Origin of the sequence: Aeromonas sp. JL9 (genome assembly GCF_024436075.1) — a bacterium.
Lineage (GTDB): Bacteria > Pseudomonadota > Gammaproteobacteria > Enterobacterales > Aeromonadaceae > Aeromonas > Aeromonas veronii.
Genome location: NZ_JANFNV010000051.1, coordinates 1 through 14003, shown reverse-complemented (window position 1 = coordinate 14003; position 14003 = coordinate 1). Strand labels below are relative to the sequence as shown.

12 protein-coding genes, 1 other RNA gene and 1 pseudogene are annotated in these 14003 nt (G+C 56.9%); 2 read left to right on the top strand and 12 right to left on the bottom strand.

Going from position 1 to position 14003, the window contains the following annotated elements:
- From NOM06_RS20385 to NOM06_RS20350, 8 genes and pseudogenes are all read right to left on the bottom strand, one after another.
- Positions 1 to 562: pseudogene (locus tag NOM06_RS20385) on the bottom strand (transposase); the annotation flags it as partial.
- A gap of 55 nt (positions 563 to 617) precedes the next feature.
- Positions 618 to 1811, bottom strand: coding sequence for an IS4 family transposase (locus tag NOM06_RS20380; RefSeq protein WP_255912979.1), 1194 nt, complete (start codon positions 1809 to 1811; stop codon positions 618 to 620).
- Positions 1812 to 1937: 126 nt separating this feature from the next.
- Complete coding sequence (locus NOM06_RS20375; RefSeq protein WP_255912977.1) at positions 1938 to 2939, bottom strand: glycosyltransferase family 4 protein; 1002 nt, start codon at positions 2937 to 2939, stop codon at positions 1938 to 1940.
- Positions 2940 to 3019: 80 nt separating this feature from the next.
- The gene (locus NOM06_RS20370) at positions 3020 to 4510 is read right to left on the bottom strand and encodes a SpoIIE family protein phosphatase (protein ID WP_255912976.1); all 1491 of its coding nucleotides are present in this window, start codon (positions 4508 to 4510) and stop codon (positions 3020 to 3022) included.
- Between the two features lie 23 nt (positions 4511 to 4533).
- On the bottom strand, positions 4534 to 5202 hold the full coding sequence (locus NOM06_RS20365; RefSeq protein ID WP_005360129.1) for a tyrosine-protein kinase family protein: 669 nt from the start codon (positions 5200 to 5202) through the stop codon (positions 4534 to 4536).
- Between the two features lies 1 nt (position 5203).
- Positions 5204 to 7309, bottom strand: a complete 2106-nt coding sequence (locus NOM06_RS20360) for an SLBB domain-containing protein (protein WP_005360128.1) — start codon at positions 7307 to 7309, stop codon at positions 5204 to 5206.
- 18 nt (positions 7310 to 7327) lie between these two features.
- A complete protein-coding gene (locus NOM06_RS20355; protein WP_255912975.1) occupies positions 7328 to 7744 on the bottom strand; it encodes a hypothetical protein in 417 nt (138 codons plus the stop codon).
- Positions 7741 to 8091: an STAS domain-containing protein gene (locus tag NOM06_RS20350; RefSeq protein WP_005333409.1), complete on the bottom strand. Its 351-nt coding sequence runs from the start codon at positions 8089 to 8091 to the stop codon at positions 7741 to 7743. The genes NOM06_RS20355 and NOM06_RS20350 overlap by 4 nt, the downstream gene beginning before the upstream one ends.
- A 338-nt stretch (positions 8092 to 8429) precedes the next feature.
- Between NOM06_RS20350 and NOM06_RS20345 the strand changes: the two genes are divergently transcribed.
- Positions 8430 to 8921 carry a molybdopterin-dependent oxidoreductase gene (locus tag NOM06_RS20345; RefSeq protein WP_255912974.1) on the top strand — a complete coding sequence of 164 codons (492 nt, stop codon included), beginning with the start codon at positions 8430 to 8432 and terminating at the stop codon, positions 8919 to 8921.
- Positions 8922 to 8929: 8 nt separating this feature from the next.
- Complete coding sequence (locus NOM06_RS20340; RefSeq protein WP_255912973.1) at positions 8930 to 10756, top strand: ATP-binding protein; 1827 nt, start codon at positions 8930 to 8932, stop codon at positions 10754 to 10756.
- A gap of 330 nt (positions 10757 to 11086) precedes the next feature.
- Here NOM06_RS20340 and ffs read toward each other — a convergent pair.
- From ffs to NOM06_RS20320, 4 genes are all read right to left on the bottom strand, one after another.
- Positions 11087 to 11180: signal recognition particle sRNA small type (gene ffs / locus NOM06_RS20335), an RNA gene on the bottom strand.
- A 524-nt stretch (positions 11181 to 11704) separates the two neighbouring features.
- On the bottom strand, positions 11705 to 12115 hold the full coding sequence (locus tag NOM06_RS20330; RefSeq protein ID WP_255912972.1) for a hypothetical protein: 411 nt from the start codon (positions 12113 to 12115) through the stop codon (positions 11705 to 11707).
- Between the two features lie 88 nt (positions 12116 to 12203).
- Positions 12204 to 13652 carry a hypothetical protein gene (locus NOM06_RS20325; protein ID WP_255912971.1) on the bottom strand — a complete coding sequence of 483 codons (1449 nt, stop codon included), beginning with the start codon at positions 13650 to 13652 and terminating at the stop codon, positions 12204 to 12206.
- A gap of 138 nt (positions 13653 to 13790) precedes the next feature.
- A complete protein-coding gene (locus NOM06_RS20320; protein ID WP_255912970.1) occupies positions 13791 to 13946 on the bottom strand; it encodes a helix-turn-helix domain-containing protein in 156 nt (51 codons plus the stop codon).
- Between the last annotated feature and the right edge of the window lie 57 nt (positions 13947 to 14003).

Below are 14003 nucleotides of genomic sequence, written 5' to 3'. Positions count from 1 at the left end.
CCGGCTTCCTTCATCAGGTTACGTACTTTGAATCGACCAATCTGATACCCCAACTCCCGCATCATCGACATCAAGGCACGGCTGCCTGCCGAGTTCCGGCTTTCTTTGAACAAACGGCGCAACTCACAGCGCTGTTGCATGCGCTCACGGTTAATCGTCCGCCTGCGGGCCAGATAATCGTAAAAACAGGAAGTGGGCACATCGAAAGCGCAGCAGACCAAGGTGATGGGGGCTTGCTCCCTTAATCGGTCTATCAGCGCGTACGTGTGAACTCGTCCGTCATCAAGAGAGCCGTAGCCTTTTTTAGAATGTCCTTTTCACGTTCGAGCCGGTTGATGCGGGCTTCCAGCTCCTGGATTTTCTGCTGTTCTGGTGTCAGCGCTTTACTAGTTGGGGTTGTGCCACTGCGTTCGGATTGCAGTTGCTGAACCCAGCGACGGAGCACTGTTTCACCGACATCCAGTGAACGACTTGCTTCGGGGACAGAATATCCCTGGTCGAGCACCAGGGATGCGGCTTCGAGTTTGAATGCGGCAGTAAATGAGCGACGTAATCCTGCCATTGAACACCTCAGGTCACGGTGGCGACTCTACCACCTAAAATGGTGTCCGGGATGATTAGACCACTACACTGGCATTGTTTTTATTGGTTTTTTGCACTGCATACTTTTGTGGTCTTGCCTTCACACTGCGGGGGTAACTCCGCTCCCTTCGCTCCGGTAATACAAACTGCCCCGCCATCTTCACCATCTGGCTGCGCAGCAGGTTATACGCCAGCAGCACGCCCCACAGCTCTTGCCGTATCCCCGCCGCTTTCTTGCTGCGCAGGGTCAGCCGGTGTTGTTGCAGGCTGTGCTTCATCTCCCGATAGCCCAACTCGATTTCCCAGCGGTGGCTGTAGAGCTCAACGATGTCGGCACCCGGGAAGCGCATCGGGTCGACCATTGAGGTCAATACTTGGCGCTCCTTGCCATTGATGTGTCGGGTCAGCAAGCGGGCTTCCACTGTGTCCGGCAGGTGCGGCCACTTCTTCCTCGCCTGTGGGCTGGTTTTCAGCAAGACCAGTGCATCCTGGCGTCCCAGTTTGCGCTCCACCTCGTATTGGGTGCCCTTTTTGAGCGGCAGCAACCAGTGCCGCTCAACGCCCGCAGCCTGCCATGCGTGAAGCAGGCCGAGGGAGTAGAACCCCTTGTCGAACAGTGTGAGCGAGTGGTCCGGTGTGCGCGCGATGAGTTGCTCGGCCAGTACCATCTCGTTGACGGCGCAGCTCTCCATGACGGCTTGCGTGAGTAGGTGGCTGGTCAGCTCCATCTGACAGAGCATGCGCACCTGCGGATAAGCGGTCTCCCCATGCTGGGTGCCAGGTTTGGCAAAGGCAGCGACATTGTCCGGGGTATCGGGTGTGCGCCACATCACGCCATCGACGGCGAGCAGTTGCAGCCCGGCCCAACCGGGGTGATTGGCCTGCTGGTGCCAGCCTGCGGCGGTGTCGTGAAACAGCCGCTCAATGCTCTTGTGGCCAAGCTTTTGGCGAGCTTGCAAAAAGGCGCTGGGGGCGACAAAGGGGCGGTCGCCGGGCAAGAGGATATCAAGCTGATTGACCAGCTGGGTCATGGGGACGTGGCGGAAGATAGCCATGCCGATGATGGCCCAGACCAGACGCTCCATGGGCATACGACGGCGACGCAGGGTCACGACATCCTCTTCGGCGAGCAGCGTTGTGATGAGCTCGGGAGCAATGAGGTCTGAGAGTGACTCAAACTGAGCGGCATTGCTGGCGTGGAGGAAGTCGAGAGCGTGAGCGATGCGCATAAAAAATCCGAAACCAATCAACAGGTTTCGGATTTTCACACATCAGAAGGATCGGTCAATGGATCCTTAACTGATCGGCATTATGGCCAGCGGCCACTCGTTTTTGGCGGGTTTCCCCTTGGGGATTCAGGCGCCGTAGACGGCCAGAATATCGGTCACTCTGTTGTTGACGCTGTACCCGCGGGCTATGGTGTTGCGGGCCGCCTGACTCATTTTGCTGCGCACCACCCCATCGCTGCGCAGCCAGTAGTTGACCAGCTCCGCCATATCCCTCACATGGCCGGGCTCCACCAGCCAGCCATTGGATTTATGGTCGATCAGATTGACCAGGCCCCCCACCGCAAAGGTGCAAACCGGTATGCCGTGGGCCATCGCCTCAAGGGCCACCAGTGGCAACCCTTCAAAGCGGGAAGTGATGCAGAGCAGGTCGATGTTGTGCCACTCATTGGCCATGTTCTGGAAACCATGAAGCTGGACGCGATCACCATACTGCTGCAACAAGCCGCTTTTCATGGGGCCATCCCCGTAGAGATGAAACGCCCCGTCCGGGCAGAAGGCGGCCAGCTGGCAGAACGCCTCCGGCCCCTTTTCCGGCGAGAGGCGGCCGACAAAGGCAATCCGGTTGCCAGTTACCGTAGCCGGCGTCGCAGGCATGGGGACAAAGTTGCTGATCACCGTGCTTGGCACTGGCAATTTGCGAGCGATGGGCTCGCTTACTGCAATACACTTCGCAAAACGCGCTGTGGTGCGATCCAGCCAGCTGTAAAACTTCAGCAAACCCTCCCCGTCATCTCCACTGTGAAAAGTCGAAACCACCGATTTACCGGTGAACCAGGCCGTCAGCCGCCCCAGCACCCCGGCCTTGTAGCCGTGGGTATGGATCAGCACAGAGGCAGGCTGGCGGGCCAGACGGCGCATAAAGTCGCGGCTGTTTTGGCACACCTCGTAGGGCAAGCCCTGTTGTTTGAGGAGGGTCGTAAAGGGGGTCATGCCGTGGTTGCTCACCAGCATTATGGTGGGGCGAAATCCCCTGGCCAGCAGATCGTTGGCCAAGTGGATAATGTGAACTTCTATTCCACCGACCTGACGCGCATCGATGGCCAGCCAGATCTGCTGCATGGGTAACATAGGCACCTCCTCCCGTGGCTCCATGCCACCTGAAATGAGGCGCTGCATAGAGCGGGCCAGTCAGGCAAAGAGGGGCAGGATCAGGCGCCGGGACAGGCGACCAGCAAGAGGGTCATGTCATCGAGGGCGGCATCATTGATGCGCTCATCAAACCAGCGGGCAATGCGATGAGCCAGTTGCTCAAGACCGGGCCCCGAAGTCAGGCAGAGCTCTTTTAGCTGCGACTCCCAGCGCTGGCGCTCTGCGGCATCACGGCTATCGAGCAGGCCGTCGGTCCAGAACAGCAGGATCTCGCCGGGCTTGAGCTGACGCTCATTGGTCACGAAGTGGGGATCCGGGCGCAAACCGGGCAAGGGGCCGGTCACGCCGACCTGACGGATGGTGCCGGGCCCGACCAGCCAGGGCGCAGGGTGGCCCGCACTGGCCCACTGCACCCGTCCCTCGTTGCCGAGTTCAATGCAGAGGGTGGTGAGCAGGGTAGCCCCCAATAACGGATCACTGTGAACCGCATTGGACAAGATGGTCAGCAAACGGGCGGGGGCACGCTCCAGATCGTGCGCCGTCAGCAAGCCACGCAGATAACCGGCATAGGCATGGGCAAAAAACTTGGCTTCCGCATCGTGGCCCATCACATCTCCGAGCCACAGCACCCGATCCTTGACCAGCAGAAAGTCCCCGCCCCCCACGGTGGCCGCGCGGGTTTGCAACGCCAGCTGGTATCCCCCTATGGAGGTGGCGGGCAATAACGGGCGCAGCGCCGAGGTCATGCGCTGATCCAGCTGCTCGCCCCATTGTGACTTGAGCTGCTCCGAGCGTTGCAGCACCCGCGAAACCGCCAGCAACAGGTCCTGCTTGGTGATGGGCTTGACCAGAAAGTCATCGATCCCCAGCGCCCCCGCCCGACTCTGGGTCCACTGATCCTGATGACCGGTCAGGAAGATAAAGGGCACCCCCTTCATCTTGTGATCCTTCATCAACTGCTGGCGCAGCCCAAAGCCATCGATCCCCTCCATCTCGATATCGGAGAGCACCAGCGCGGGGGGCTGCTTTCCGAGCACCAGCAGGGCGGCATGGGAATCGGCATAACTTTCAACCCGGTAGTGCTCATGAAGGTAGGCGGTGAGCAAGGCACGCATCACCTTGTCATCGTCGATCACCGCGAGCACCGGCAGTTGGTTGACCGGGCCCTGCTGGCGAAGGGTCACGCGATTGCGATCACCGTCGCGAGAGAAGTGCACCTCGGCAAACAGCTGGTGCACCAGCGCCAGCCCGTATCCCCCCTCCTGCAGCTCATCGGGTAACGGTGCACTGGCAAGACCGGGTTGTGGGCCGCCATCATCCTCCAGCACCAGACTCAAGCCCGTTTCATCTGCTGTCAGGGTGAGCCAGAGCTGGGTCGCGGGAGGAACGGTGTGCTTGACGCTATTGGTGGCCAACTCACTGAAACAGAGCAGCCAGTTGGCTTGATCCTTTGGGGAGACCTGAAACAGGGAGAGCCCCTGCGCCAGCCGGTTGCGCAGTTCGCGCACCGCCTGCAGGGTTGCCGGAGCAGATCGCAACCAGTCATCCATATCGGGCCTCCATTAGCGGGCGATCAGATCCGGAAATTCAGCAAGGCACTGCGCCGACACCAGCGCTTGAGCCATTCGGTCACCCGGTTGCTGGGCAGCCGGTTGAGCTCGCGCAGGATCTCGCTGGCCAGCCCCGGGTTGAGTTTGTCGTTATAGACTGCGCCAATCAGATTGGCCTCGGCACGGGTCAGTTTATCCACCGCACTTTGTACCACGGTCGTCGGGGTCACCCCCGCCAGTACCACCAGCAGCGCCCCTTCACAGGCCCCACACACCTGATCGGCCGGAATATTGCCCCGATTGAGAGCGGTGAGCGGCGAGGTATCGAAGATCACCACATCGTAATGCTCCAGCCAGCGAACCAGCAGCTGACGCAAGGTATCCTTGTTGCGAAAAGCCATCAGATCCTTGCCCGGCGCCGGGAGCAAGGATAAGGAGCGGCCAGTGGCTACCGGCTCGGGCACATCATTGGGCCCCCAGGCAACCGCCGTGGCGCGGCCGGGGTGATAGAGATTGAGATCCACCAGCAGGGTGCGCAGCCCATCCGCCTCCGAGCGCCTTGCCAGCGCATCGCAGATGGAGCTCACCCCCTCTCCCCCTTCCGACGAGGTGACCGCCAGCGAGCGGATCCCCCGGGCGACCGTCGCCGCGTAGAGGGATTCGAGCTCCAGATATTGAATGGGGATGCTCATATCAAAGCGTCCCGACCAGGGCCACCACCGAGATCGTGGTCAAAATGTCGCGCATGCCATCCATGAAAATGGCCCAGTTGCTGCTCTTGCTGTCAGGGATAAAGACGGTGTCCCCGGCACGCAACACCGGTAACTGGCTAAAGTCGGGCTCTTTGGCAAAGCCGTCGAGATCGAAGCTGCGGGCCTGATCCCCCTGACCACTGGTAGCCATGTTGATCACCACAATCTTCTTGATATAGGCGCTGCTGGTCGGGCCCCCCGCCTCGGCCAGCAGATCCAGCAGGGTCATGGAGGAGTCAAAGCGGTAGCGACCGGGACGGGCAATCGCCCCCAACACCCGAATGGTGTTCTCCTTGGGCTCGTCGAGCCAAGGGCGATTCTTCTCCGGCAGGTAGATGGAGTCGCCGGGCAGCACCTTGGGCAGCAAGGTTTCATCGCCGGTTTCAAAGTAGAGAGCAAGGTCGAGCTTGCTGACCCGCGCCGTGCTGCCACTGCGATGGGCGATGCGCACATTGCGCAGATCCGCCGCCGCAGTCGGACCATCGGCGGCCGACAGGATGTCGATAAAGCCCATCTGCTCATTGAAGGCATAGCGACCGGGGGCCCCGACCTGACCGAAGATATAGATGGAGCTATCCGGTGACTGGCGCACCCACTGGGACTTGTTGTCACTGGGATCGGTGGGCAGCTCGGGGATCATGATGGTGAATCCGGCCCGGATCTTTGGCAGGCTGGCGAGCGCCCCCCCCTGATGGAGGAACTTGTCGAGATCAAACAGGGTCGGCGTGGCCTGCCCCCCTTCGGCAGTCAGGATCTGCACCTTGGCGATATCGGCCCGCTCGTTGGGGCCACCGGCGTGGGCGATCAGATCCAGCAACGACATCTCGTCAGACCATTCATAGCGGCCCGGGATCCGCACCGCCCCCATCACCATCACAGCCCGCCCGGGCGCCACCTTCAACCAGGACTTCTCGTTGATATCGGTTTTTTCCGGCACAAAGATGGCATCACCGGGTTTGACTTGGGGCAACGCCTTTTGCATCCCCTCGGTATAGGCCTGCAAGTCGATGGGTTCGATCGTGCCATCGGTGCGCAGCAAACGGATCTGGCGACTCTCGGCATAGCGGGTCGGGCCACCTGCATTGGCCAGAATATCGAGGAAGGAGTCCCCTTCCCGCCCCTCATAGGCGCCGGGTTTGAACACCTCGCCCATGATGTAGATGGTGCGCGCTCCCCGTTTTATCTGCTCTTCATCCTTGGGCACGAAGATGGTAGCGCCCGGCGCCAGATTGGGTAGCAGCTTGTTGTTGCCGGAGTCGAGATAGGCTTTGAGATCGAACAGCTCGGGGGCATCACCATTGATCACCCGGATCCGCTCCACCCCGGCAAAGCGGGTTACCCCACCGGCCCGCATCAACAGATCCACGATGGAGTTGCCGCTCTTGAAACTGAAGGCGCCGGGGCTGTTGACCTCGCCAAACACCTTGATCGCCTTGCCGGTATCCCCATCCCCGCCTGCCGCCAGGGTTGCCGCATCAAAATCTATTTGCACGTTGCCGATCAGCGGAGAGGCGGGTACGAACACTACATCGAGGGATTGCAATGGCGGCAACACGCTGGCATCGCCGGTATCGAGATAACGCTTGTAGTCGAAGCTAGATACCGTGCTGCCGCGCCGCACCTGCATATTGTTGAGCTGGGCACCGGGCACCAGACCGCCAGCGGCATCGAGGGCCATCTGCACGTTGCCATCGGGCGCCAGATCATAACTGCCGGGTTTTTTGACATAGCCCATCACGCTGATCAGCAGCCGCTTCTCCAGCAAGGTGACGGTCAATTGAGAGAGGTTGTTGTAAACAGGTTTGAGGGCGGTGCGGATCAGTTCATCCGCCTGTTGCAGGGTCTTTCCCCCCACCACGACGTTGCCAACTTCAGGCAGTGCAATCTCCCCCTGCTTGTTGATCTGGAAAGGCTGATCAAAAGCAGGCTCACCGGGTTGCACTATGGCCAACCGATCACCGGGAGCCAACAAGGTGGAGGCCAGTAACGGGCAGGTGAACAACAGCAAGAGAACACAGATCAATCCTTCGAGAGCGCCCCGTTTCATAGACATCCTTTTCGTCTGTTACGTCTGCCCCCATTGGCGTAAGGGGAGCCCTGACCAATCAGCACGACAGCCATCCGCTGTTGTCTGTTGCAGCCGCAAACGTACTTGTTGTAGTGATTGTGCCAACACGGTCTGACGCCAGGCTACATCCGACCAGAGCCGTCCGTGCATATCCCGTTCGATATCAATACGTTGAGATTGTAGTCGTTTCAACTCGGCAGGCATACACCCCTGCAGACTCGCTTGCTTTAATTCCGTCAGCTGCAAGTCGAGTTCCTTCTGACGCTCATCATAACGAGACCAGACCCGCCGTTCATCCTCATTGACCGGAATACGGGTGGGTCTTGCCTCGGCCATGCCGCCATATCCCTCCGGCGGCCACTGCGCGCAACCCGACAGCAGAATGAATGAGAGCAGGATACCAAAGCGTTTCATGATGCAGCGGCCATCATGCCACGGGAACGCATATAGGCCTTGATGCTCTCATGGCAGGGGATCACCCGGTCGATATGCAGCATCTCCAGCAGGTCATGAGGTTGACCGGGTCCGCAGACAAGGGCCATCTGATGCCCGTTCATAATCAATCTTTTATAGAGAAATACCAAGGCTCCGATCCCCGACGAGTCGATAAAATGAACATCGCTGATATCGGCCAGGATATCTCCCGGGTGGGTCGAGAGGGTTTCAAACAACGGGCGGAGCTCACTGACGGCCATCGCGTCAAACTCGTTTTCCAGTACCACTACCTGGATATCATTAAGGGTGTAAGTCATGCTTTCCATCGCTAGCTCCTTGTCGATTCTCAGACTATTTGCTGTCACGGCATTCAGCACGTTGCAAATGTTATGCCGGGCAGTGCCACGGCACTTGTTCTCCAAATGATACTCTTTGCGCCTTATTCACCGACACCCACTCCTCGTTTTGATTGCCAAATTGCAATTAACTTCCCCCGCACGTTGCAAACTGCAATTCACCTTGGCCGAGATCGCCAGATAACAGGCTAAATGGCTGATAATTCAAGCCCATTAGACTGGGCCCGATTATTGCTTGCCTTTGGACACAGCTCACAAGCCACCGTTGGCTCGGCCCCCATGCCGCCATTTTCCAGGAAGGAGAGATCATGAAAGCAGGCCTTTACATCGCACCACTGTTGGCAGCCCTTTGCGGCACCGCATACGCAGCCCCCTCCCCTGACAGCGCCGTGTTGAAGGTTGAAGGCGCCATCAGCAGCCCCACTCATCAGGCTCTGGCCCTGTGGGACAGCGCCATGCTGGATCAACTGCCGGTACACGAAATCAAAACCCATACCCCCTGGTATGACGAAGCCAAGACTTTTCGCGGCCCGCTGCTGCAAGATGTATTGGCCAAGGTAGGGGCAACCGGCAAACAGCTCACCATTACCGCGCTCAATGACTACTCGGTACAGGTGCCGACAAGCGATGCCAAGCAGTATCGGGTCATCCTCGCCCGCACGATCAATGGCAAGCCACTGTCGGTGCGTGACAAAGGGCCGCTGTTCCTTGTCTATCCGTTCGATCAATATCCCGAACTGCAAAACAAGCTCTATTACGGTCGGGCTATCTGGCAGATCAGCGCGATAAAAGTGGAGTAGATCCCATCATGCGTTCCATGGCGGCCAGTCAACGTTTCTTGTTTGTGGTGCTTTGTGTGCTGCTCCTTGCCTTTGCCGGTATTGGTACCATCCAGTACCGGCAATTTCAGGATCTGCAGCGCAGTACCAGCCAGGGCGAAGACAACGTGATGTGGAACTATTTCCAGCTCTATAACGAAGCGCTGCGTTTTCAAAGCTCGCTGCTCCATGAGTCGCAACCGACCTTCCAGCTCAGATACGATATTCTGGTCAGCCGCATGGATCTGGTGCTGGAGAGCAAGGATCGCAGCCTGCTTCAGCAAACAGAGATCTACCAGCAGGCAAGCAAAGCCATTCGATCCTACATCTCTCTGGCGGATATCTGGCTCGGCCCGGAAGCCACTAAGCCGCTCGACAATCTTGCGCATCAGGAGCTGCGCCAACAGCTCGCCTCCCTGCTTCCCCTGCTCCATCAGCTGACTCTGGAGGTGAACCAGCAGGCGACCCTGTTTGATGTGGCACGCCGCGACAGCGTGAGGGAGCAGATCATCACGACGACACTCATCGCGACCCTGCAATTTGCGCTGCTCTTTGTGCTCGCCCTGCTGATCTGGCGGCAAATGAATATCTCGTTTCTGCAACACAAACTGATGCAACAGCTCAATGACAAACTGCTGCGGGCAAATCAGGCGGCAGAGGCCGGCACAAGAGCCAAAAGCAGCTTTTTGGCCAACATGAGCCATGAAATTCGCACCCCCATGAATGGCATTCTCGGCATGCTCTCACTGCTGGCAGACCGGGATATGGATCCGAGGGAGCGAGACTATCTGGAGACGGCGCGGGAATCGGCAAATCATCTGCTCGGTCTGCTTAACGACATTCTGGATGTATCCAAACTGGAAGAGGGCAAGATCGAGCTGCAACTGGCCCCCCATCACTTGCCCCAGCTGCTGGAGGATATCCGGGCCCTGATGCAGAGCAACTGCGATGCGAAAGGGATCAAACTGACCCTGACTGTTGCCCCCGATACGCCGGAGTGGTTGATGATCGACCCGCTGAGAGTGCGCCAGATCCTCTTCAACCTGGTGAGCAATGCCATCAAGTTCACCCATCAGGGGGAAGTAAAGATCCATGTTGATAGCACCCTGTTGGAGCAGGATCGCCACTCGATACGCATCTCGATCCAGGACACCGGGATCGGCATGAGCAAAAGTCAGCTAAAGAACCTGTTTCAACGTTTCGCCCAGGCGGATGTCTCGATCACCCGACAATATGGCGGATCGGGCCTGGGACTTGAAATATCCCGTAACCTCGCACGCCTGATGGGCGGCGATATATCGGTAGAGAGCAGCGAGGGGCATGGCAGTACTTTTACCTACATCTGGCCCGCCAGAGCCACGACCCCCTCGATTGTTTGCCTGCCGTCCAAGCCGCAGGATCAGGAGAGCTATCGCATCTTGCTGGTTGATGACAATGCCACCAACCGCAAGGTGATCGGCGCCATGCTCGACTCCGTGGGCCATCAGGTCACACTGGCCGTTCAGGGAGAAGAGGCGCTGGAGAAACTGGGTCACACCGAATTTGATCTGGTGTTGATGGATGTCCAGATGCCAGTGATGGATGGCCTGGTGGCCACCACCCGGATCCGCACCTCCCAGATGCCTTGGGCAGATATCCCCATCATCGCCCTGACGGCTGATGCGATGCCGGAATCCAAGCAATACTATCTCTCCCATGGCATGAACGGGTATATCACCAAGCCCATCAATAAAGAGACGCTACTGAGCGAGATAAACAGACATATTTCCCATGGTCGGCTTAAATACAACGCAGCCATGCGTGTCACCAAGCAATAAAACCGCGGATTCCGGGCTACTGATTGCTCATGTGGGACAACATTGATCTCTGCAGGCAACTGAATGGGCTTGGGTCTGGAACCCACGCAGGCAAGCAGCTTCGCAACAGCTGCACGGGCCGTCGGCTTGTCTCGGGTATGCAGGGATTTTTTGATCTCTTTGCGGCGACCACAGGGGAGCGTGGTGATTTTCCGGTAATATCAGATGCCGTGGGGACTGAGCCAGAGATTCCCTATGAAGACTCCTGATTCATCCACACAAAGTGGATTACCAAGAGGTCTGAAGGGGGCTATTAGCTGTAACTTATTGAATTGCAGAAACAAGTGGTGGCCCTACCAGCCACATCCCGGCACTCGAGTCCCCCGCCTTGGCTGCTACCTTCCGGTCCTGACCAGGTCGACGGGTTATCAATGCGAGCCCAAATAAATCAGGCACTTGGGGATGGAACTGATTGCCATCACAGTGTTCTGAAACCTCAACAAGCGAGAGTCCGCCGGAAGTACGGTCATCCACATCAAGTGGACATGCTTAAATGGGTAACAAACAGGGCAATCCTACCCGCCCGCCCTCAACGCTTCAAGCCATATTCCGTGGGGAATCAGCCAGCCCCATGGCGATGGCATCAGAAGATGTTGATGCAAAAACTAGTCGAAGTGTGTTGTACAGGTTTTGTTGTTGGGGTGCAGTGAGAGGGCAGACCATGGTACCAATACAAGTGAGTGCTACCGGCTGGGTTCAGCTCGTGATCGGACTCAGGTTTAAAATCCAACCAACGGTAACTGGACGAAACGAGACAATAATATCGGGCGATTCGTCGAGCAGAAGCAAGATTTGGAGTTATAGCGAAAGAAGACGATGACCGCTTTAATAGGAGGGGGCACGACCTGTTCCTACACGATGTGCTCCCACCCACAACCTGGGACTAGCTGCTATATGGATGGCTCCCAATCATTGACATCTAAGGCGTAGCTTTTCGACATCATCAATCATTACTACCAATTCTCCATGGTCTTCTGGTTCGCCCGAAGCAGGAGCTTCACCACACCCACCTGGCTCGAACACAAGGTAATTTACATTCCCTCGTGAGAAATCCCACGCAGTGTAACTACAAACCCCAGTGCCCTGAGGCCGCCATGCCCTCTGATCTATTAACTCGACATCTGGTTTTTCACTTATAGCCTTGGGCTTATTCCAAGAGCGGTAGCGGTAAGAATTGTTGTCGGTTGAATCAATAAAAATCCGGTGTTTTGCCGTCTCACACGAAAACGTACGAAGAGCCTCCCCATTCTTGCCTTCAGCCAGAGCAACGGATGATGTGACAGAAAGTAACAAAAAAATAGACGACGTAAAAAATCTCATACTGCAACTCCTCATTTTATCGATAGAAGAAACTACCGCGAGGCGGTTGTTCGAATAAAAAGGAGCCCGATATGGGCTCCTTGAAGTGTTACTGGTTGCACGTCCCCCATACAACACCATCAGTGCCGCACTCTTCTTTGTGCGTCCCATCAGCAAAGACGGTGAACTTGCGGTAACGCCCTTGGTTGTCATAACTGATAGTGGTGGTGACCTTGTTGCTGTCAGTCACGGTCTGTTTCTTGAACCAAGCACCAGCATCCGGCTCCGGCGTCTTGTCATCATAGCGGTACGGTAGTTTCTCAAAGGCAGCGACCAGTTCGCTCATGTTGCGGGTTGCATGATCATCCGCCATCCCTACCCAATCGTTCAGGAAGGGGAAGCTGTTAGAGCCACCGAGGAAATAGACAAACTGGCTGCCATAGTCAGCTTCGGCATCCTTGTAACCGACCGTCGCATAGCGGCCAGTAATCGCTCCAGCCAAACTCTCAGGGATGCAGTCGGCAAAGATGCCTGCCTCACCTCCGGCCAAGTTCACCAGCTCATACTCCTTCCCATCTGCCGTAGTGGAAACGGTCTCCTTGATATCGCAAGTATAGGGCGCGTCGTCACCACCACGAGACTCAAACTCGTAGCTGTTGCTATAGCGATAACCATTGCCCGTTACGCTGGTCTTCTCGCCATAGATGATGGTTCTGATGTCTTGGCTGAAGTCATCGCTGACCTTGACCAGTTCAGTCCGGCTCTTGTTGGTCCAATAGATTCCCTGATCACGATACCAAGCCTGCGGATAGGCATTATCGTGGTCTCTATAATCCCCCTGGTGGTAATCCATGTAGGCATAGAACGCATCAGGATGGGCACGCTTTAGCTCTTCACTGGCGCTGAATGACTTCTGTAGCCCGCGTACGATGTCTTGGGCCTTGATCGCCGTCTCGTCATCACCGGTAGCGATAAAGTCATCAAACAGTTTATTCTCGGGGATGTTGTAGTGATACACCACCCGATCCACAGCCTGTTTCAGCGACTGCATCAGCTGCTCACGCTTTTGCTGATTTTCCATCACACTCTGGCAAGTCAGAGCCCCACCAGCAGCCAACTCCTTTTCGACTGAACTCCACAGCACAGTGGTCAGCGGCGTCACATGATAGAAATCATCTTGCGTGATCGGCTTGAACTTTGGCGGTAGTACCATCTGATAAGCCTTCTCAACAGGCCCCAGATCCTGGTCCACGGCCCCCACAGGCACATCGACAACCAAGGGCACGTATTGAGCACACGCTTGCTGAGCCTCTGTCAGCTCCAGACGATAATCACCAGCCCCAGATGTGGTGCTCTTAGGTTCCCCCTCATCCCATTGCCGATTGAAGTTCAGGTCCAGATAGACAGAGGCCCCTTGGACATACCCATCGATCGCCTTCCCCGAGATCGCAGCCTTGGGTTTAGGAGTGGTCGGGGTGCCACCGCTATCTCCACCACCACCTCCACAAGCAGTCAGAGCTATGCATACACCCATACTCACCAGTGAACGAACTGACATCTATTTCTCTCCTTGTCTTTTTTATTATCAGCACACCGAGCACAATTTGATTCCAAAGGAGGCATGCTAATAAATCGCAGCTAAGATTTGTGTGATTGATAGCGCTTTCACGCATTAATGACGACTTTATCTTGTTGATTACATTGATCTTCCCTCTAACTGCCTGAGTATTCTTTGCACACTGGATAGGCTGATCCCCGTTCGACGTGCTATCTCTGCCTTGGCTAGTCCCCGTTCAGCGAGTGACAGTACCTCCTCCCCTTTAGCCATGGCGGTCTGTAGTGGTCTAATCATCCCGGACACCATTTTAGGTGGTACAGTCGCCACCATGACCTGAGGTGTTCAATGACA